Annotated in this window: 17 protein-coding genes and 4 tRNA genes; 7 read left to right on the forward strand and 14 right to left on the reverse strand. The window is 48.5% G+C overall.

Annotated features, from left to right (window positions below; translation table 11 throughout):
- The first annotated feature begins 32 nt into the window (after nt 1-32).
- The 3 genes from ACN081_RS04565 to asd all read left to right on the forward strand — a co-directional run bounded on the left by ACN081_RS04565 (nt 33) and on the right by asd (nt 2,734).
- Entirely contained in the window at nt 33-857 is an 825-nt protein-coding gene (locus tag ACN081_RS04565) for a thymidylate synthase (protein WP_419102952.1), read from the forward strand.
- 33 nt (nt 858-890) lie between these two features.
- Entirely contained in the window at nt 891-1,523 is a 633-nt protein-coding gene (locus tag ACN081_RS04570; protein WP_419102953.1) for a dihydrofolate reductase, read from the forward strand.
- Nucleotides 1,524-1,594: 71 nt separating this feature from the next.
- The gene (gene asd / locus ACN081_RS04575; RefSeq protein WP_419102954.1) at nt 1,595-2,734 is read left to right on the forward strand and encodes an aspartate-semialdehyde dehydrogenase; all 1,140 of its coding nucleotides are present in this window, start codon (nt 1,595-1,597) and stop codon (nt 2,732-2,734) included.
- 124 nt (nt 2,735-2,858) lie between these two features.
- Here asd and ACN081_RS04580 read toward each other — a convergent pair whose 3' ends face one another.
- The 5 genes from ACN081_RS04580 to ACN081_RS04600 all read right to left on the reverse strand — a co-directional run bounded on the left by ACN081_RS04580 (nt 2,859) and on the right by ACN081_RS04600 (nt 6,648).
- Entirely contained in the window at nt 2,859-3,194 is a 336-nt protein-coding gene (locus tag ACN081_RS04580; RefSeq protein WP_419102955.1) for a TIGR02611 family protein, read from the reverse strand.
- A gap of 101 nt (nt 3,195-3,295) precedes the next feature.
- Nucleotides 3,296-4,393 carry a UDP-N-acetylmuramate dehydrogenase gene (locus tag ACN081_RS04585; RefSeq protein WP_419107072.1) on the reverse strand — a complete coding sequence of 366 codons (1,098 nt, stop codon included), beginning with the start codon at nt 4,391-4,393 and terminating at the stop codon, nt 3,296-3,298.
- 5 nt (nt 4,394-4,398) lie between these two features.
- On the reverse strand, nt 4,399-5,691 hold the full coding sequence (locus ACN081_RS04590) for an MFS transporter (RefSeq protein ID WP_419102957.1): 1,293 nt from the start codon (nt 5,689-5,691) through the stop codon (nt 4,399-4,401).
- Between the two features lie 40 nt (nt 5,692-5,731).
- On the reverse strand, nt 5,732-6,190 hold the full coding sequence (locus ACN081_RS04595) for a MaoC family dehydratase (RefSeq protein ID WP_419107073.1): 459 nt from the start codon (nt 6,188-6,190) through the stop codon (nt 5,732-5,734).
- A gap of 2 nt (nt 6,191-6,192) precedes the next feature.
- The gene (locus ACN081_RS04600; protein WP_419100915.1) at nt 6,193-6,648 is read right to left on the reverse strand and encodes an FAS1-like dehydratase domain-containing protein; all 456 of its coding nucleotides are present in this window, start codon (nt 6,646-6,648) and stop codon (nt 6,193-6,195) included.
- Nucleotides 6,649-6,911: 263 nt separating this feature from the next.
- On the opposite strand from ACN081_RS04600, the gene ACN081_RS04605 reads away from it, so the two are divergent.
- The 3 genes from ACN081_RS04605 (at nt 6,912) to ACN081_RS04615 (ending at nt 11,027) form a co-directional block, all read left to right on the forward strand.
- Entirely contained in the window at nt 6,912-7,790 is an 879-nt protein-coding gene (locus tag ACN081_RS04605) for a hypothetical protein (protein ID WP_419107074.1), read from the forward strand.
- Between the two features lie 106 nt (nt 7,791-7,896).
- The gene (locus tag ACN081_RS04610) at nt 7,897-9,033 is read left to right on the forward strand and encodes a secretion protein HlyD (RefSeq protein ID WP_419107075.1); all 1,137 of its coding nucleotides are present in this window, start codon (nt 7,897-7,899) and stop codon (nt 9,031-9,033) included.
- A 5-nt stretch (nt 9,034-9,038) separates the two neighbouring features.
- The gene (locus ACN081_RS04615; protein ID WP_419107076.1) at nt 9,039-11,027 is read left to right on the forward strand and encodes an ATP-binding cassette domain-containing protein; all 1,989 of its coding nucleotides are present in this window, start codon (nt 9,039-9,041) and stop codon (nt 11,025-11,027) included.
- An 88-nt stretch (nt 11,028-11,115) separates the two neighbouring features.
- Here the strand turns inward: ACN081_RS04615 and brnQ are convergent, their stop codons facing one another.
- The 9 genes from brnQ to ACN081_RS04660 form a co-directional block, all read right to left on the reverse strand.
- Nucleotides 11,116-12,462, reverse strand: coding sequence for a branched-chain amino acid transport system II carrier protein (brnQ, locus tag ACN081_RS04620; RefSeq protein ID WP_419107077.1), 1,347 nt, complete (start codon nt 12,460-12,462; stop codon nt 11,116-11,118).
- Between the two features lie 135 nt (nt 12,463-12,597).
- Nucleotides 12,598-12,669: transfer RNA gene (locus ACN081_RS04625), tRNA-Thr, on the reverse strand.
- 4 nt (nt 12,670-12,673) lie between these two features.
- Nucleotides 12,674-12,747: transfer RNA gene (locus ACN081_RS04630), tRNA-Met, on the reverse strand.
- A 31-nt stretch (nt 12,748-12,778) separates the two neighbouring features.
- Nucleotides 12,779-12,850: transfer RNA gene (locus tag ACN081_RS04635), tRNA-Thr, on the reverse strand.
- 80 nt (nt 12,851-12,930) lie between these two features.
- Entirely contained in the window at nt 12,931-14,862 is a 1,932-nt protein-coding gene (locus ACN081_RS04640; RefSeq protein WP_419104053.1) for a DEAD/DEAH box helicase, read from the reverse strand.
- A gap of 437 nt (nt 14,863-15,299) precedes the next feature.
- Nucleotides 15,300-16,937 (reverse strand): DUF2079 domain-containing protein, encoded by a 1,638-nt coding sequence (locus tag ACN081_RS04645; protein WP_419107078.1) that lies wholly within the window; start codon nt 16,935-16,937, stop codon nt 15,300-15,302.
- Between the two features lie 221 nt (nt 16,938-17,158).
- The gene (gene trxA, locus ACN081_RS04650) at nt 17,159-17,536 is read right to left on the reverse strand and encodes a thioredoxin (RefSeq protein WP_419100922.1); all 378 of its coding nucleotides are present in this window, start codon (nt 17,534-17,536) and stop codon (nt 17,159-17,161) included.
- 176 nt (nt 17,537-17,712) lie between these two features.
- Nucleotides 17,713-17,794, reverse strand: a tRNA-Tyr gene (locus ACN081_RS04655).
- Nucleotides 17,795-17,927: 133 nt separating this feature from the next.
- Entirely contained in the window at nt 17,928-18,269 is a 342-nt protein-coding gene (locus ACN081_RS04660; protein WP_419107079.1) for a hypothetical protein, read from the reverse strand.
- Between the two features lie 195 nt (nt 18,270-18,464).
- Here ACN081_RS04660 and ACN081_RS04665 point away from each other — a divergent pair, with 195 nt between their 5' ends.
- Entirely contained in the window at nt 18,465-18,956 is a 492-nt protein-coding gene (locus ACN081_RS04665) for a YajQ family cyclic di-GMP-binding protein (protein WP_419100924.1), read from the forward strand.
- The last annotated feature ends 83 nt before the right edge of the window (nt 18,957-19,039 follow it).

Consider the following 19,039-nt stretch of genomic DNA (forward strand, 5'->3'; position numbering starts at 1 on the left):
CTAACTCATCCATTCCTACATCCTGTGAAGATATGTCATCTGCACAGCCTGTTCCTACCCCTTATGAAGATTTATTAGCCGAGATTATGGAGCAGGGACAAGATAAAGCAGACCGTACCGGTACGGGTACACGCTCAGTTTTTGGTCGGCAGATGCGTTTTGATTTGAGGGAGTCTTTTCCCCTCATCACCACAAAACGTGTTCATTTTAAGTCGATTGTTTTAGAGCTTCTATGGTTTTTGCGCGGAGATTCTAACGTACGTTGGTTACAAGAGCGCGGTGTCACCATCTGGGATGAATGGGCAGATGAGAACGGTGATTTAGGCCCCGTGTATGGTGTGCAATGGCGTAGCTGGCCAACTCCTGACGGGCATAGTGTCGATCAGATTGCGCAAGTTATTGAGTCGTTAAAGAATTTTCCGGATTCTCGCCGTCATATTGTTTCGGCGTGGAACCCTGCAGAAGTAGACCAGATGGCGTTGCCTCCTTGTCACGCTCTCTTTCAGTTTTATGTTACTCACCGTCCAGATGGTGTTGATGAGTTAAGCTGCCAGTTGTATCAGCGTTCTGCTGATATGTTCCTTGGTGTGCCGTTCAATATTGCCTCCTATGCACTTTTGACGCATATTATTGCTAAAGAAGTGGGAATGGTTCCTGGTGAGTTTATTTGGAGTGGTGGAGATTGCCATATTTATTCCAACCACTTTGAACAGGTGAGAGAGCAACTTTCGCGAGAGGCTCGCCCCTACCCCACTTTAGAGATTCGTGATGCTACGTTAGAAACCTACGAGTACGAAGATTTTGAGCTTGTAGGTTATGACCCGCATCCAACCATTAAAGCGCCTATCGCCGTTTAGGCGTCAGGTTATTCTGGCTAAGGAATACCCGTTATGAGTAGTTTTGTTCTTCACGCTATTTGGGCTCAGGCAGCAAACCGAGCGATGGGACGTGAGGGCACTATGCCGTGGCATGTGTCCGAAGATTTGCGTTTCTTCCGGCAATGTACAACAGGGTCAGCTGTGGTGATGGGTCGTAAGACGTGGGAGTCTTTCCCCGAGGCGTTCCGTCCGCTGCCGAACCGTTTTAATATTGTTGTTTCTCGTTCTATTAGTGCTCCGGTTGAGCGTGATGGTGCGTTGTGGGTGGGTTCTTTAGAGCAGGCTCTTGAAGGTGCTGCTACTCCAGAAAAGTTTGACGTCGGTGTCCCCTGTCAGGCTATTTCAGAAGACGATGATACAGCGCAGAATATTTGGCTTATCGGCGGTGCACAATTATTTGAGCAGGCGCTTCACCGTACCGATTTACCGGTAGTACGTTCTGGTGCTGTTGAGCAGATTCTTCGCACCACCTTTGATGTTGCGGTAGAAGACGCTGATGTGTTCGCTCCCATCATTGATGAACAATCTTTTGCTTCGGTTGAGAGGGTCACTTCTTTCGTCAGTGAGCAGGGGTGGATTAGCCCGCGCGCCGGTGAGAAGAACAGCCCTGTTCGTTGTGTCATTGAGCGTCTTATTCGTTCATAATGCGGGGTGTTCTGACCAATATATGAACCGTAGGTTCGGTTCTGTTCCTTCAGGCGCGGTAGACTGTCCCTATGAATTTTACGACCGGTGACTCAGTAGCTTTTGTTGGATATCGTGGCATGGTTGGGTCTGTGCTGATGAAACGTATGGAAGAAGAAGACGATTTTTCAGGTATTACTCCCGTCTTCTATTCCACCTCTCAGGCAGGTCAACCAGCTCCTTCGTTTAAAGGGGCAGAATCCAACGATGTTCTTCATGATGCGTATGATATTGAGGATTTAGCGCGTCATCGTGTCATTCTCACCACTCAAGGTGGCGACTATACGTCACGAGTACATCCCCAGTTGCGCGAACGCGGGTGGGACGGTATCTGGATTGATGCAGCGTCCACTTTACGTATGAACGATGATTCAGTGATTGTTCTTGATCCGGTGAACCGTCATGTGATTGACCGTGCCCTTGAATCGGGTGTTAAAGATTTTGTGGGCGGTAACTGTACTGTTTCCTGTTTGTTGATGGGTCTTGGCGGTTTGTTCAAGAACGGTCTTGTTCAGTGGGCTAGTTCGATGACTTATCAGGCAGCTTCTGGTGGCGGTGCCCGCCATATGCGTGAGGTTCTCAAACAGTTCCGTGATGTGTCTGCTGAGGTCAGTGCGGATCTTGACGACCCTGCCGCAGCCATTTTGGATATTGACCGTCAGGTTCTTGCAAAGCAGCGTTCTGGTCAGCTAGATACTGAACAATTTGGTGTGCCGTTGGCAGGTTCGTTGATTCCGTGGATTGATAGCGATTTGGGTCAGGGGCAGTCTCGTGAAGAGTGGAAAGCTGAAGTTGAGACGCAGAAGATTCTGGGGCTTTCCGATGATGAGCGTGTTTTGATGGATGGTTTGTGTGTGCGTATTGCGACGATGCGTTCTCATTCTCAGGCTTTGACGCTCAAACTTACGGAGGATATCCCGTTGGCTGAGATTGAGCGTTTGATTGATGAGGATAATCCGTGGTCTAAGGTTGTTCCGAATACTCGTGAGGATTCTATGCGTGAGTTGACTCCGGTTGCTGCTTCTGGTTCTTTGGAGATTCCGGTTGGACGTTTGCGGAAGATGTCGATGGGGCCAGAGTATTTGAGTGCTTTTACGGTAGGTGACCAATTATTGTGGGGTGCTGCTGAGCCGGTACGTCGTATGCTCAATATTGTGACGGGAAAGCTATAAGAGGGTTTTTTGTTCGCCTTGCTCATGTTGTTGTGGCGGGTGTTGCTTCTTGATAAAAATACGCGGTATTTGACTGTTCTGAGAGAGTTCGTCACATACCGCGTATTTTTATGGTGTGTAGGTTTTATATTTGGTTTTTTCGTTGGCGACGTTCTTCAGCTCGCGCTTTAAAACGGCGCCAGATGCCGAGAACTTTTGCTTTAGCCCAGAGGTTGAGTCGGTGTGCCCACGCAAATTCGGTGCCCCATAACCCCATGCCGAGGAAGATGAAGAGCCATCCTGGGCCGGGCGTTACGAGCATGACGATTCCGGCGAGAATGCAGAGGAGCCCTACCGTGATAACGATGAAACGGTGTATGACCAAAAGTAGCGGGTGTTTGCTCATAAAGTTTCGTAGCTTCGCTAGTTTTTGGTGGATTTTGCTATCTTGACTCTCATTAATTTCTTGGTCTAAAGACATTGTTTTTAGGCCTTCCCACTTTTATCAAACGCTCATCGTTAGGAGTGTAAAAACTATTTATATCCTAAAAAGCTGGTGAGTTTCCGATAAATGCTGGTGAGTTAGTCTAGCGTTACGCCGACCATGACGGGTTCTGGTACTAAATGGACACCAAATTTTTGGGTTACGCCCTCACGTACGGTACGAGCAATGGCTAGGATGTCTTGGCATTGCGCGTTTCCGCGGTTAGTGATGGCCAGAGTGTGTTTTGTTGACAGTGATGCTCTAGCACCGCAGATATCGTGTTGTTCGGCATCTAGCCCAAAACCTTTGGAGAATCCGGCGTGTTCAATCAACCATGCCGCGCTGAGTTTGGTTTTGCCGTCGATGAGGTTTCCTTGTGCATCGTAGACGGGGTATTGGGGTGCGTCTTGTGGAAGATGTTCAAGCTGGGTGCTGTCGATAATGGGGTTGGTAAAGAAGGAGCCGGTGGAATAGGTGTCTCGGTCTTGTGGGTTCAGCACCATTCCTTTTGATGCGCGTAGCATCAGCACTTTTTCTCGTACGTCTTGTAGTTCTGCTCGGTCTCCTGCATTAACTCCGAGTTGTCGGGCTAGTTCTGCGTATCGGATGGGGGCAGATTCTGCTCGTTTTTCGAGGGTGAAGACGACGCTGAGCACAACATAGCGGGAGAGCCCGTTAGACATGTGTTGTTTCAGGAGTGAGTCTCGGTAGGAGAAGCAAAGTTCTTCGTTGCTGAAAGTGATGATTTCGTTGGTGTTTCTATCCCATACGCGTACCTGTGTGATGGTGTGCGCTACTTCAGAGCCGTAGGCGCCAACGTTTTGTACGGGGGTTGCGCCAACGGTTCCGGGGATACCAGAGAGCGCTTCTACCCCAGACCAGCCTTCGTTCACTGCGTGTTCTACGAATCCGTCCCAAGAGTGTCCAGCTTGTACACGGACGGTGACGGCTGTTTCGTTGCTATCAGCGTCAAGGATTTCTATGCCTTCGGAGACGATATGGAGTACTGTTCCGTTGAATCCTTCGTCTGAGACGAGGATATTTGAGCCTCCACCGATAATTAGAAGAGCATCTGAGCGTTGCTGTACATCTTTGAGCGCGTTGATGATGTCTGCTTCGGAGGATGCTCGAATATAGGTTTTTGCGGGTCCGCCAACTTCTGCGGTGGTTATTTCTTTCAACAACATTTCATTCACGTTCTCTAGTCTAGCGTGCGTGGCGGTTGTTCATTCTGTTCTGAATGAACCTGTATCGAAGTTATTATGGGCAAAGATTCGGTGTATATGGGGCGGTGTTGTGTGGTTTTTTCTGGTGGTCTGAGGTGTTTGGTGAGGAACATGGAGAGGAGGATGAAGCCGAGAACGATGGAGAGTCCTTGGCGGATACCGAAGTGTTCTCCGAGTAGTCCAAGTAGTGGTGGTCCGCCGAGGAAGGCGGCGTATCCAATGGTTGATACGACTGAGACGCGCACCGCTGATTTGTGAGGGTCGTCTGAGGCGGCTGACATGCCGGTGGGGAATCCAAGTGAGACGCCGATACCCCAGATGAGTAGCCCGAAGAATCCGATGAGAATGTTGGGTGCGAGGATGAAGATGCTCAGCCCGCATAGGGCTAAGGTGCAGGTGGCGCGTATGACGGGGACTCTGCCGTAACGGTTAAGGAACCATGTTCCGCTCAGCCGTCCAAAGGTCATGGCTCCAACGAATACGGCGTAGCCGATGGAGCCGGTCGTGGCGCCTGCCCCATATTCTTGGGTGAGGGCTAGTGCTGCCCAGTCGTTGGCGGAGCCTTCGGCGAGCGCCATGCCGAGGACGAATAGTCCGATGAAGATGGTGTGTTTGTCGCGCCATGCGTCTCGTACACGGTAGGAGGAGACTTGTTGCATGGTGTGGGTGTCTTCTGCTCCGTAGTGTTCGCTGTGGCATTGGTAGATGGAGTATGCGACGATGATGGCGATGAGGCAGGCGAAGTAGATGCTGTGCCAGAGGAATGGTATGCCAAGTTGGGTGTCGAGGGCGCTCAGGAGTGCTCCGACGACGGTTCCGATGGAGAAGAAGCCGTGCATGGTGGAGGTGACGAACCGTCCTAATGCTCTTTCGACAGCGACGCCTTGAACGTTGGCTGAGACGTTTGAGACGGCGCTGCCTAGTCCTATGGTGCTAAGGCAGATGACGGCGAGGGGGATGTTGCTGTGGTGTACGGCGATGCCGACTCCTGCTAGACCGCAGGTGGAGATGAGGTAGCTGAGGCTGAGGCAGCGTCTTGCGCCAAAGCGTGAGACGAGTACTCCGGAGACGGTGACGGCGAGGAATGAGCCGAGTGTTTGGGCGAGGAGGAGTAGTCCCATGGGTCCGGCAGAGAGGTCTAGCCCGTGAGCGATGTCGGGTAGGCGTGCTAGCAGCCCCGATAATGCTAGTCCGCTGGCAAAGAATATTGCCAGAATAGCTCGGTACCAGGTGTTGATGTCTTTTCTGCTCAGAGGGGTTGAAACCAACCGGATGCCCTTTCGACCAGTAGTGTGAAGTTGTTTGTTTTTAGAGTTGTACGATGGCTTGTGCTTTGAGGAGAACTTTTTGTTCTTTGCCGTTTTCGTCTGTGGTGGTGACGGTGAGGTCTATTCGTGTTTGTTGTGTGTCGGGGTAGAGTTCCGCAATTTTTCCTGAAACGTGCACGGTTGCGGTGGGTTCTTGGGGGTTTTGTTGTGCTGGTGCGTCGGGAACGATGACGGGTTTGCTGAAACGGCATTGGTAGTCGATGATGGCACCGGGGTCGGTTGCCCATTCGCTGACGAGGTTGATGGCTAGCCCCATGGTGTACATTCCGTGGGCGATGACTCCTGGTAGTCCTACGGATTGTGCGAACCGTTCGTTCCAGTGGATGGGGTTGTAGTCTCCTGATGCTCCGGCGTATTTGATGAGGTCGGCTCGGCTAATAGAAAAGCTTGTGTTGCCGATGTTCTCGCCTTTTTCGAGGGTGTTGAAGGTTGGTTTCATGGTTATTCTCCTCGAATGAGTAGTGAGGTGGTGCAGGTGCTCAGTAGTTCGCCATCGGTGGTGTGTAGTTCTTCACGTGTGGTGAGCATTGCGCTAGTGCCGATCATGCGGAGGTTTTCTACGTGCACGGAGGTGATGATGTTATCTCCGGCGGTGATGGGTTGGTGGTGGGTGAATCGTTGGTCGGCGTGGACGACTCTGCTGAAGTCTATGCCTGATTCTGGGTCTTGGATGAGTAGGCTATCTGCTTGTTGTGCCAAGATGATGGCGTAGGTTGGTGGTGCAATAATGTCACGATAGCCGGCTTTTTGTGCGGTTTTGGTGTCGTGGTGTAGGGGTGATTGTGCTTGTGTTGCGTGCGCAAATTCTCGGATGTGTTCTTTTCCAACGGTGTAGGGGGTGTTGTTGGTGTATGTTTTTCCGAGGATTTCGGGGTTAATTTTTTGGGTGTTGGGCATGGTCTTAGTCTATAGCTTTGAGGTGAAGATGACCTATTCTTGCTTTGTTTTTGTGATGTGCTGTCGGTGTGAAGGTGCTGGTTATTCCCTTATTGATATTGTTTTGGAAATCTCAAGTTTTATTGAGAGTCTGCTTGTTACAGATGAACAGTGTGGGTAATCTGGAGCACAGAATAGATAAAGGTTGTAGTGCTTTACCTGTGAGGTAATTCCATTGAGTGTTATTTCAGGGCTGAGACAATAAAGATATAAAGGAATATTCCATGTCCGTGCAGCGTACTTTTTTCATGCGGGTTTTATCTTCTACAGTGGTTATTCCGCTTCTTGCTTTAGCAGGTTGTTCTGGTGAATCCCAAGAGCAGTCCCATTCTTCGCAGGTTGCACCGGCAGATATTAAACCAGCGCAAAATCCTGACCCGCAGGCGATGGAGAAAATTAATCAGTTGTTCTCTGTGACCGAAACAATGCATAAGGCGCAGCAAAAGGCGTTGATTCAGTGTGTCGCTCAGCATGGGGCACATATCGTAGAGGTTCCACTCCTCACCTATAACGTTCAAAAAGAAACTTTTTCGCCGCTTTCTCTCGAACATGCGCGTCAGTACGGTTACGGTAATGGAGACGGGGAAATTGAAAAATCTCTCACCTATCAAGACGATCCTCAAGCCCAAGAATTTATCATGGGAAACCCCATGAACGGTAGTGTTAGCGTAGAAGGCATAGGTGGTGCTATCGCTAAAGACAGTTGTCTTGCCCAAAGCTATCAAGAAGTTTTTGGCACACCTGAAGCCGGTGTTATTTTTGTGGGAGGTCCGCTGGCCATCGTAGAGCCGTACCGCCAAGCAATCTGGAAAGACCCTCAAGTAAAAACAATTGAACAAGAGTGGTCACAGTGCATGAAAGAAGATTTTCATCAAGACGTCCCTAATACGCTTGAAGCCAGAAAACATGATTCATCCGTTGAATCAGCCGTACAAGATGCACAATGCCGTGAAAAAACCGGCTACGATCAAAAAATGGCAACACTATCTAACGCCTATTACACGACTTTGCTCAACGATAAACCAGCTTTGATTGAAAATATCGCCCAAGCAAAGAAAACTGCTGAAGAAAACGCACCCAAAATCATTCAGCAAACACCATAAACAATAGATATTCAGGTTGGGGTTTCACGACGACAAGTGAAACCCCAACTCATATCGTGTTGTGCCCCTTCCCTACACGTTGCGCCCCTGAGCAGAAAGACATCTCATGACGGCTACCAAAAAATCCAAGCTTTGGGTCATTCTCCTCGTAGTGATTCTCTGCGCTGTCACCATCGGTTCGCTCATTCTTGCTATGAGCTTTAAAACAACCGCCCAAAAAGCAGCAGAAGCAGCTGCCCCACCACCATCAACCGTTACAGCAGAAGTCACTAAAGAACGCCTACGCACCGTTACTGACGTCATCTGCACACCTGGGTACAGTGGCACAACAAATCTACAACCCCGTAATATCGCTCCCAACGGACAATACACCAATATTGATATCGTCCAAGATGAGGTACTCCGTCAAGGATCACACCTAGCAGATATCAACGGCTCCCCTGTAATTGCACTCATTGGAGGATTCTCCCTCTACCGAGACCTACATCTTGAAGACTCTGGTCCCGATGCCGAACTACTCAACAACAACCTCCAAGAGCTCGGCTTGATGGGAAATCAAGGTGCCACTATCACCGCCGAAACGTACCGTGCTCTCAACGCCCTCTACGCAGGTTTTGGGTACCCACCGTTAAGTACCGAAGACACTATCCCTGTCTCAGGTTTTATTGTCCTGAGCGAACCATCCACCGTCATTAGCGCACCACGAAGCACCGGAGACGCTCAAACCGAGCCACTAGCACGTATTGCTGCTGGCACCAAAGAACTCCTGTGCACCGGCCCATCAGGAGAACTCACCCCCGAAGCACAAGACGGGCAGAAAATTCTTTTCCCCGCATTCTCTAACACCGAATACACAGCCCGACTCACCACCCCCACCCAACAGCAAAATACCGATAACGCACCAGAACAAGCACTCCCCCACAATGAAGGTGCGCCACCAGTCATCAACGCACCTCAAGAGAAGAAAAAGCTTGTTCTCAATATCCCCGAAGAACTCTCCGCCAACGAAGGAACCGTTCGAGGAGTGCTCGTCCTACAAGAAGCGCCAGAAGACCAGCTCGTTGTACCAACCTCAGCAATCTTCAACCGAAATGGAACCGATAAAATCACTCTCGTCAAAGGGGATTCTGAAGAAGAAATCCCTGTTCAGGTCATTTTCTCGGCAGAAGGTAAAAGCGCAATTACTGCCCAAGGACACGAGCTCGCCCCCGGAGAACACGTCAAAATACCGGTAGGTGCATAGATTCTATGACGACTCAAGAACATAGCGTCATCGCTGAGAATCTCTCCAAAGGATTCGTTCAAGGCGAAGAGCACATCACCGTCCTTGAACAGCTCAATCTCACCCTCAATTATGGTGAGGTGATTGCCATCCTTGGGCCTTCTGGCTCTGGTAAAAGCACCCTATTGAACATCCTCGGGTTACTATCAACTCCCGATGAAGGAACCTATGTTCTAGATGAAGAAGATACCTCAGCCCTTAACGCCAAAGAGCGAGCGCTCCTTAGGCTGCATAAAATTGCGTTTGTCTTTCAGGCATTTCACCTCATTGACCATAAAAATGTCTTTAAAAATGTTGAACTACCACTGATATACCAAGGTGTACCACCGCAAGAACGTGCAGAACGAGTGAAAGCCATTATTGAACGGCTTGGGTTATCGCACCGTCTTTACGCAAAAATTAATACCCTCTCTGGTGGCGAAAAACAACGTGTTGCCATTGCTAGAGCACTGGTGACAGAGCCAAAGGTTCTTTTATGTGATGAGCCCACAGGCTCTTTAGATGCGGAACGAACCCAAGAAGTTATCGCATTACTACGAGAGGTCACAGGCGAAGAGCAAACGACCATTGTGGTCACACACGATAGCGATGTTGCGCGAGAATGTGACCGCTGTTTACGTGTTGAATCAGGCAGGCTGGTCGAGGATACTCGTTATCGTCCTTCTGCCAATACTGCTCAACGAGTCAAAGATTCTTCTGTTGTACCGGTGCACGCGATAGAAATGAACCGTCCACGGTGGTTTGTTGCGAGTATCAAAGAAGCTTTTGACGCGTCGATACATCGCATGAGGCGCAACCTTTTTACGATGTTTGCAGTAGCTTTAGGTATTGCTTCATTAGTTTTGACGGTGGGGCTTACAGCAACTATCTCGGGGCAGCTTTCGGACGCATTCGATGTGTTTCTTGCTCAGCGCGTCACGTTAGAGGAGACTTCAAAAACTCCGATGTCTCGAGAGCAAATTCTTGAGTTAGAGCAATCTGCACCCTATAAGAACCTCAAAAATCTTCACGGAGTTAAAAACGTTGCGTTAATGAAGCAAGTAGTATCGGGGGCTATCGTGACGTCTGCCCCTGTGTTGGGACAGGCGAACTATTTTCAGGGAACAACGCCCGTTGACGCCTCTGTATATCGTGCAACAAGCAGCGTCTTTGTTGCACAAGGACAAAACCTTATTGCAGGTCGACTTTTCGACCAAGGCCATAGCCAAAGAGCCGATCAGGTTGCTGTTGTCGGGGAAGGTTTATTACAAAGGCTCAACATCACGTGGTCAGAAGGTTTATATCTTTACGTTAAGGGTGTTCCTATCAGCATTATTGGCGTCGTTTCAGAGAATCCTTCACTATCTGAAACCTATGCTTCCATCTATGTTCCATTAGGTTCAAAACTCACATTAAAAGATGCTGGCAGTATCAGTACAGAACCGCTGAAGATTATTCTCGCGACAGACCCGGGTGCAACAAATCAGGTAGGGCAAGAAGCCGTATATACAATTTCTCCAGACCGCCCAGGAAAATTTACCGCGGTCTTACCACCTGAGCCGAAAACTCTTCGAAACGCAGTAGATACACAACAGAAGAACCTCCTCATCGCAATGTCGTTAGTGACGCTTAGCATTGGTGCTATTGGCATTATGAATACTTTTCTTGTAGCTGTCATTGAACGCCGTAAAGAAATCGGGTTACGGCTTGCTATTGGTACAGACCCTCGCGGTATTCTTCTTCAGATAGCCGCCGAAAGCATCATGGTCAGTGTCATTGGAACAATTGCGGGCATTGTTTTAGCCGTCAATATCATTGCCGTTGTGTGCCTCATCAACCAGTGGACACCTATTATCGGTGCAGAAACTATCGGTATCGGGTTGCTCAGCGGTTTGCTTGTTGGTGTTTTAGCAGGGTTATACCCCGCGTTTAAGGCATCTCGTGTTGAACCGGTACAAACTCTCTCTGAAGGGTAAAATCCCCCTGATATACCAAAGAGGTGCTTTGTGATACTAGGTATCACAAAGCACCTCTTTATTATCTACACAAAGACATGGTTATCGTTTATGCACCATGTACCGTAGCTTTCTTCAGGGTACGAGGTGAACGGATATCAAGAACAAAGCCAATGACTGCGGCAATGAGAGTCGGTACAGCCCAACCTAGCTCTTGAGAGAAACCAGGAGACCAGCTAATGAGTGGCGCAATTATTGCAGAGCCCCACCCTAAGGTGTTCAATGCCGATAAGCTGGCAAAAGCTACTGCTACGCCCAATGCACCACGGAACGTCCAATAAAGATTCTTACCGGTGAAGGGTTCGATAAGAGTCAAGAAAATCAAAGTGATAGCGGCAGGATACAGAACCCCAATAATCGGAGCAGCAACCATCAGTACTGCGCTCAGTCCCAAGGTTGATAGGGCAAAAGCAATCAGAGAGAAAATTACTAGCCATACACGGTAAGAAATAGCGGGTACTAATTTAGCGAAGAATTCGCTTGTTGCGCCTAAAAGACCAACAGCAGTAGTCAAACATGCCAAAAGGACGATGAGCCCAAATATGCTAGCACCCCAGCTTCCCATGGTCTGCTCTGCAGCATATGAGAGAAGTTGTGCACCGTCTTCAAAAGAACGCCCTTGAGGAATATGCGCACCAATAATCGCTAGACCAGCATAAACGATTGCGAGAAGAACACCAGCAATGATGCCAGCGATACTCACACCACGGGTGAGCGCTCGCCCTTGAGGGATGCCTTTATGTTGCAAGGACGATACCACGATGATGCCAAATGCTAACGCTGCAAGAGAGTCCATGGTGAGATACCCAGAAATAAAGCCAATGCTCAAGGGGTGTTCACCGTATTTTTCGGTAGGAGCTGGTGTGTCGCCACTAAAGGTTGAAATACCTAAGATGACGAGTACAGCAAGCAATAGTAGAAGTAGCGGGGTTAGCACTTTACCAAGAGCATCAACAATAGTTCCAGTGTGTAAGCATAGGGCAAAGCTGACGCCAAAGAAGAGTGCGCTAAAAAGTGCAGCTGCCGGTAAAGAATCAATACCGAAGATGGGTACGACGGCAGTGGAAAAACTAACCACAGCGGTACGTGGGAGGGCGTAGAACGCTCCGATAGAAAGATATACCAGTACGGGGAAAAGAACACCGAAAATTACGCCGCCGCGGTTGGCGAGGTCGTGTATATCGCGTCCGGAGATAGCGATAGCGAGGATACCTAGTACGGGTAGAGCAACTCCTGTCAGAAGAAAACCAATGAGTGCGGGAATAAAGTTTTCTCCGGCTTCGGCGCCAAGGGCTGGCGGGAAGATGAGGTTTCCTGCACCGAAGAACATAGAAAAGAGCATCAGTGCAGCGATAAAGATTGTTGATAAGTTTCGTACGGGGTGAGAGGTATGCACGGTTATAACCCATCATGATGAAATGTTGTATGGAACGATAGCAAAGAAAGCTCCTACGGCGAGAGCATTGTGTGCTACACCGTAGGAGCTACTAAAAAAGCTCATCCAGATGTTCTCTGAATGAGCTTTTTGCTGAGCCCCGACCGGGAATCGATCCCGGGACCTCCATCTTACCAAGATGGCGCTCTACCACTGAGCTATCGGGGCGAAGTAGCGGTGGACGGGCTCGATCCGTCGACCTCACGATTATGAGTCGTGCGCTCTAACCAGCTGAGCTACACCGCCAAGTATGTGCCTCATATCAAGACTCATACAGAGCCCCGACCGGGAATCGATCCCGGGACCTCCATCTTACCAAGATGGCGCTCTACCACTGAGCTATCGGGGCAACAGGGAATACATTACCGTACTCACCAAGAAAGGCGCAAATATTTTCACACTATATTGAGGTGTTCTGCGCCACTACTCTTAATATTTTTTACCTTGACCACGGTTTTTTCTAAAACCACGGTCATCGCCAAAGCGTTTAGAACCAGAATCACGGTCACGGCGGTTGTATCCGCCACGGTCTGAACGGTTACGGTCACCATAACCACCACGGTCGCCACCGCGGTCACGGCGGTTGTATCCGCCGCCTTCACGGTTTCCTCCACCAAAGCGTCCACCGCCACTACGTGGTCCGCGGTCTTTAGAGATATTAACGTATTCACCGTTAATCTGGGTGTCTTTGAGACGGTCGAAGAAATCGCGAGGAAGGTCTTCGGGCAAGCCAACAACAGTGAAGTTCTTACGGATGTCGATAGAACCAATCTGTGAGCCTTTGATGCCACCTTCGTTGGTCAAAGCGCCAACAATCATACCGGGGTTCACACGGTTGTTATGGCCAACCTGAAGCTTATAGTCAACCATTCCAGCTTCTGGTCCGCGGGGGCGACGTTCACGGCGGTCAGAACGCTCAGAACGATCGTCGTCGAAACGGTCACGACGGCGGTTCTTCATCTCTGGGATTTCTTCCACAAAGAAGGGGCGACCTTCTTGCGCAATAACAGCTAAAGCAGCTGCAATTTCTAGAGCGTCAACGTCGTTTTCGTTCTCGTATTTCGTGATGATTTCACGGAATAGTGAGAGGTCTTCAGTTTCGATGGTGTCAGTAATTTGTTGAGCGAAACGAGTCTTACGATTCTCGTTCACGTCATCAACTGATGGCATGTGCATTTGCTCAACTTTTTGACGAGTTGCCTTTTCAATCTGGCGCAACATGTATTTTTCACGAGGAGTCATGAACAAGATTGCTTCACCGTCACGACCGGCACGGCCAGTACGTCCAATACGGTGTACGTATGATTCAGTATCGTGAGGGATATCGAAGTTGACGACTAAGGAGATACGTTCTACGTCAAGACCACGAGCAGCAACATCGGTTGCCACAAGAATATCAACACGCCCGTCACGCAAAGAATCAACGGTACGTTCACGGAGTTGTTGAGGGATGTCGCCGTTGATAGCAGCAGCTTGGTATCCGCGAGCCTTAAGTTTTTCGGCGAGTTCTTCGGTCTCTTTTTTGGTACGAACGAACACGATGACGCCGTCATAGTTGCCCACTTCAAGAACTCGGGTCATTGCTTCAAGCTTGTGCGAGTGCATAACCTGAATGAAACGCTGGCGAATATTAGAAGCAGTAGAAGTCTTGGACTTTACGCGAATTTCGGCAGGATCGTTGAGGTACTGGTCCGCAATTTTGCGGATAGTCTTCGGCATGGTTGCAGAAAATAGTGCAACTTGCTTAGAGCTAGGAGTCTGGGCAAGGATTTCTTCGACGTCTTCAGCAAATCCCATGCGGAGCATTTCGTCTGCTTCGTCCAATACGAGGTATTGAAGATCAGAGAGATCTAGTGAGCCTTTTTTCAAGTGGTCGATAACGCGACCGGGTGTGCCAACAACGACCTGTGCACCACGGCGTAGACCGTTAAGCTGAGGACCATAAGGGGAACCACCGTAGATGGGCAGAACGGTGAAATCGTCCATGTGGGTGGCGTAGGAGGTGAAAGATTCAGCAACCTGTAGAGCGAGTTCGCGGGTGGGGGCAAGAACAAGTACCTGAGTTGCTTTAGAAACACCGTTGATGTCGGCAAGTTCTGCAAGGCGGGACAACGCTGGGACAGCGAAAGCCGCAGTTTTACCGGTACCGGTCTGTGCTAGACCAACAACGTCACGTCCTTCAAGGAGCAAAGGAATGGTTTGTTCTTGGATGGGGGAAGGCTTTTCGTAGCCAACTTTTTCTAGAGCTGCCAAGACACGTGCGTCTAGACCGAGGTCGGTAAATTTAATACCTTCGTCTTCTGCGGTGTTTTTCTCGGTAGTTTCTTCAACGAGGTTTTCGGTGGTGTGTGCGGGCTCGATGAACTCTAGTTCTGCTTTAACAGCAGAGTTATTTTCTGTCAATTTTTCCTACTTCAAAGTGGGGTCGGTTGCACCCAATTTTTAGGGTGCAGGTAACCGGGACTCCCTGCTCGCGTAGTTGGGTGCGCCATCTACTATTCGGCGCTACCTTATATCCTCCGCGGTGAAAAATAATTCCAGCGGAAACGTGAACTCCATGAAAACTCATCATGAGATAACGTACGGAGTGTTTTAAAAGGTTTGCGCGTATAAAAGCGAGCTGTTTCTCTCAGGCTGACAACATGTTGGTTGTTAGCCAGTTTCTGATTAAGCGCCTGTTTTCAGTCGGTCGGCGCGCGCATCTGTGTTTATGGGAAACCGGTAATGTACGTTGTTCACCTTACCGCATAAAACGAAGTTTTAGGGAATCGGGTGACAGAACCGACACCAAAAATACTTTATTGTTTAACTCTCTGGAGCACATAAATTGTGCCAAAACGCTGATATTCACGGTAGTCACCACCGAAATGTTCGTGGGCATAGCGTGCAGGATTTTGAGGTGCAGATTTTCCCCACCCTCCCCCAGCACGGTCGATAACGACGTATTCGGGGTGTGCGTGATGTGTTTTATCACCAATCCAAAAAACTTGGCGCTCAGGCACAAGATAGGTCAAAAGAGATAAGTCAGAAGCTACCGAACTATGGGTTGGAATAGATTCTAGTGCTTGCTGTTTATCACGTTCATCAAGGCTTAATGAAGAGGATAAGAATCCCTCGCGTGTGATATTCCATAGTGGTTGAGAGGGGAAGGAAGCAATGACGACAAGAAGTGCTAACCAGAGGAAGCTCATACGAGTCAGTTCTTGAGCACGCTGAGCAGATATCGCAAAGAGGTGTTGTGCTTTAGTGCCAAGATAGCGTAACGGTGCGAAGCGTTGGGTGTATAAGAGCGCGTCGAGTAGAGCCATGAAAACAATGGGCATAAGAACTAAAGAATAATGCCAGGTGGGTGCCCAGTATCCTTCATGGGGTGAGAGAAAACGCCAGAGTATCGTGGGCAAAGCAATCAGCGCTAAGGGGGAAAGAACCCACAGAAATACCCCAGAGAAGAGCAATAGCACTAGAGTCAGAGTTTTTTGCCACGGATAGAACAAAAGACCAAAAGATTGCAAGGGATCCGAAAGTACCTCAGCCAGGTTGAGTTTATCTGAGTAGTCGAATACTCCCCCGTTGTTATGGGCAGGAAGAATAATAAGAACCGCAGATAGAGACCAGATAAGGCCCCAGAAGAGCAATAGTACGGCATGCAAAGATCCGTCTTTACTGTTGATTGCGCCTACTGCACCAAGAAGGCGCTGTGATAAGGGTTGTACCAAAGCTGCTGAGGGAAAAAGTCTCTGATGTATACAGGTTATGGTTCCGGCACGGAGTGCAATGACGAGAGCAATCATGGCGACAGTTATACCGAGGTCTTCTTTGACAAAAGCTAATGGCATCGCCCAATAACAGGCTCGTTTGAGATGGGTGACAGGTTCCACACTCTTTCTACTCAAGACAATATGACCGAGAGAAGCGCAGAGAAATGGCAGGGCAAAGGCAACTTCGTGAAATTGCACCGATACCGCATTTTGTACGCCAAAACTTAGACCATAAGCGGTAGTTAGCATGATGGCTCCAGCGGGAGGAACAAGTTGCTGGGCGTAACGGCATACGAGATAAGCAGAATATGCGACTAACGCATTTTGTACGTATAGGAGCGTTGCTGGAGAGGGAAATAGTGCGTAGATAGGTCCAAGAATCATCAGGATTGGGTGAAAGTGGTCTCCCCAAAGGTTAAAGCCTGCACCCTTGATATCTACGGTGGGCGGAAAATGTAATTGTGAATATTCTTGAGCTAGTTGGGAGAAGATTCCTAAGTCCCATGAGGGCGTGTGATAGTGCAGGTATTGAAAATAAGAGTACAGACTGTAAAACGAGAAAAGAATGAGAGCAAGGCTTATTCCAATGAGTCGAGAATTAGATTTTGGGGACAGCAAAGAATGTATGGATTGTTGTTGAGCAGGGGGTGAAGCTGAGTTCTTTGCTGTAGCTGTCATAGGGTGTTTGTTCTCTCTAGAGTGTTGTGAGCTCTTGCCTCATAGGATATAGCAAACATGTACAGATTGTAGGATAACTATTTTTGTAGAAGTTTTAGCATGTATAACGCCCCAATAAACACTAAAGATTAGGGGTGAGTTGTTCCACTAAAAAATAGTGGAACAACTCACCCCTATCGTGTCTTAGGTTAGACACCGCGTATCATGGGTGCGGCTTGAGCTTAGGAGTTTTCTTCTGCTTCTTGTTGTTGAGCGACTTGTTGGTGAACTTCTTCCATGTCTAGTTCACGTACAGCCTGAATAACTTGTTCAAGTTGTTTTGCGTTAAGTGCGCCAGGCTGTGAGAAGACGAGTACACCTTCACGGAATGCCATGAGCGTGGGGATGGATGAGATGCTAGCTGCTGCTGCTAGTTCTTGTTGTTCTTCGGTGTTAATCTTTCCGAAAGTAATATCTGGGTGTTTTTCGGAAGCTTCCTCAAACACCGGAGAAAATTGCTGGCAAGGACCGCACCATTCTGCCCAAAAGTCCAGAAGCATGATGTCGCTTGACTGTACTTTTTCGGTGAGGTTTTCTTGATTGATTTCTATAGTAGCCATAGTTGTCACCCTACCGGTAGATGTTTACCTAACACAATACGGTTTCACTCTCAAAGAATATCTGAGTGGTTATAGTGCAGATAATTAGGGGTACGCACAGGTTTTTATCTCATGGGCTGAGATACCGGTATATAGATACAAGAAAACCCACCTCGTACGAGGTGGGTTTTAGCTTGTGGCAGATGAGGGATTCGAACCCCCGTAGGCAGTGCCAGCTGATTTACAGTCAGCCCCCTTTGGCCGCTCGGGTAATCTGCCAGAATCATTATTTCTAATGACTGGTATTCGCATGAGCGAACGTGACTACACTACCGGATATTTGAGGAAAACAAAAACCAAAACAGCATTTTGTGACAAAAGTTACTCTAGTTTGGTGTTTTGAGCGCGAGAGTTAGACCGTCTGAGACATCAATTCCTGCTCTTGCAACAGCCTCATCTCAAAGTTCTCTAGATACGCATAGGCTTGCTCTTCAGTACACATTTGCCCACGAATCTCACGAATAAGGTTTTGTTTCACTCCCTCAAAACGCTCTACAAGATACTCGCTTTCGAGAGTTTCTCCTAAGGTCTCAAGAGACTCATAGAAACAAGGTTCTACAGCCGAAAGGCTCTTAACTGATTCATCAGATGATGGGTCGACACCATGGTGCTCTGAGATATCTGAGCTCACGTCCTTGTGAGTATTCAAAACATCACATTGAGCAAGAGTGTCACCACGACGATTTTTTGTCATAGCTCTATCATCGCTGTTCAAGGTGAACACTAGCTGACAGTTAGGTCACGTATTCATAACAATTTTTTTTGGTACACCACCAGCATAAACAGAGCAAAACATGTACCGTTATCTATAACAACTGATGCACCATTACTAACTGCTTTTACGCAGAGCGTTAGAATCGCATCCCCGAATATCTAAGGAGTATCTCTTATGGCAAGCGAATCATCTTTTGACGTTGTTTCTAAAGTCGATAAGCAGGAAGTATCCAATGCTTTAAACCAAGCACAAAAAGAAGTATCACAGCGTTACGATTTCCGAGGAGTAGGCGCCGATATTAACTTCTCTGGAGAAAAAATCCTCATCAAAGCAAACTCCGAAGAGCGCGCCCTAGCTGTACTCGACGTTTTCCAGTCAAAACTTGTCAAGCGTGGCATTTCCTTGAAGTCTCTCGATGCCGGTGACCCCTATGCTTCCGGTAAAGAGTTCCGTATCGAGTGCTCTATCAAAGAAGGTATTGCCCAAGATCAAGCTAAAAAGATTTCTAAGCTCATTCGCGAAGAAGGAGCTAAAGGAGTTAAAGCAACTATTCAGGGAGATGAGCTACGTGTCTCTTCCAAGTCTCGTGACGACCTCCAAGATGTTATTGCTTTACTCAAAGGCGCAGATTTGGAAGTTGACCTTCAATTCGTTAATTACCGATAATAGATTAAAGGTTCGAACCATTTAATATGGTTTTTGTTTGATACGCCAAAAGAGTGGTGGGGCACCAAAATTTATATTCGACC

Origin of the sequence: Rothia sp. P13129 (genome assembly GCF_048512865.1) — a bacterium.
Lineage (GTDB): Bacteria > Actinomycetota > Actinomycetes > Actinomycetales > Micrococcaceae > Rothia.

Bases quoted from the DNA above. Each gene is read 5' to 3' on its own strand.
- ACN081_RS04605 (WP_419107074.1), top strand. From the start codon at position 6,912: ATGTCCGTGCAGCGTACTTTTTTCATGCGGGTTTTATCTTCTACAGTG.
- ACN081_RS04595 (WP_419107073.1), bottom strand. From the start codon at position 6,190: ATGAAACCAACCTTCAACACCCTCGAAAAAGGCGAGAACATCGGCAAC.
- asd (WP_419102954.1), top strand. From the start codon at position 1,595: ATGAATTTTACGACCGGTGACTCAGTAGCTTTTGTTGGATATCGTGGC.
- ACN081_RS04615 (WP_419107076.1), top strand. From the start codon at position 9,039: ATGACGACTCAAGAACATAGCGTCATCGCTGAGAATCTCTCCAAAGGA.
- trxA (WP_419100922.1), bottom strand. From the start codon at position 17,536: ATGGCTACTATAGAAATCAATCAAGAAAACCTCACCGAAAAAGTACAG.
- ACN081_RS04570 (WP_419102953.1), top strand. From the start codon at position 891: ATGAGTAGTTTTGTTCTTCACGCTATTTGGGCTCAGGCAGCAAACCGA.
- ACN081_RS04610 (WP_419107075.1), top strand. From the start codon at position 7,897: ATGACGGCTACCAAAAAATCCAAGCTTTGGGTCATTCTCCTCGTAGTG.
- ACN081_RS04660 (WP_419107079.1), bottom strand. From the start codon at position 18,269: ATGACAAAAAATCGTCGTGGTGACACTCTTGCTCAATGTGATGTTTTG.
- ACN081_RS04565 (WP_419102952.1), top strand. From the start codon at position 33: ATGTCATCTGCACAGCCTGTTCCTACCCCTTATGAAGATTTATTAGCC.
- ACN081_RS04665 (WP_419100924.1), top strand. From the start codon at position 18,465: ATGGCAAGCGAATCATCTTTTGACGTTGTTTCTAAAGTCGATAAGCAG.
- ACN081_RS04645 (WP_419107078.1), bottom strand. From the start codon at position 16,937: ATGACAGCTACAGCAAAGAACTCAGCTTCACCCCCTGCTCAACAACAA.
- ACN081_RS04600 (WP_419100915.1), bottom strand. From the start codon at position 6,648: ATGCCCAACACCCAAAAAATTAACCCCGAAATCCTCGGAAAAACATAC.
- ACN081_RS04580 (WP_419102955.1), bottom strand. From the start codon at position 3,194: ATGTCTTTAGACCAAGAAATTAATGAGAGTCAAGATAGCAAAATCCAC.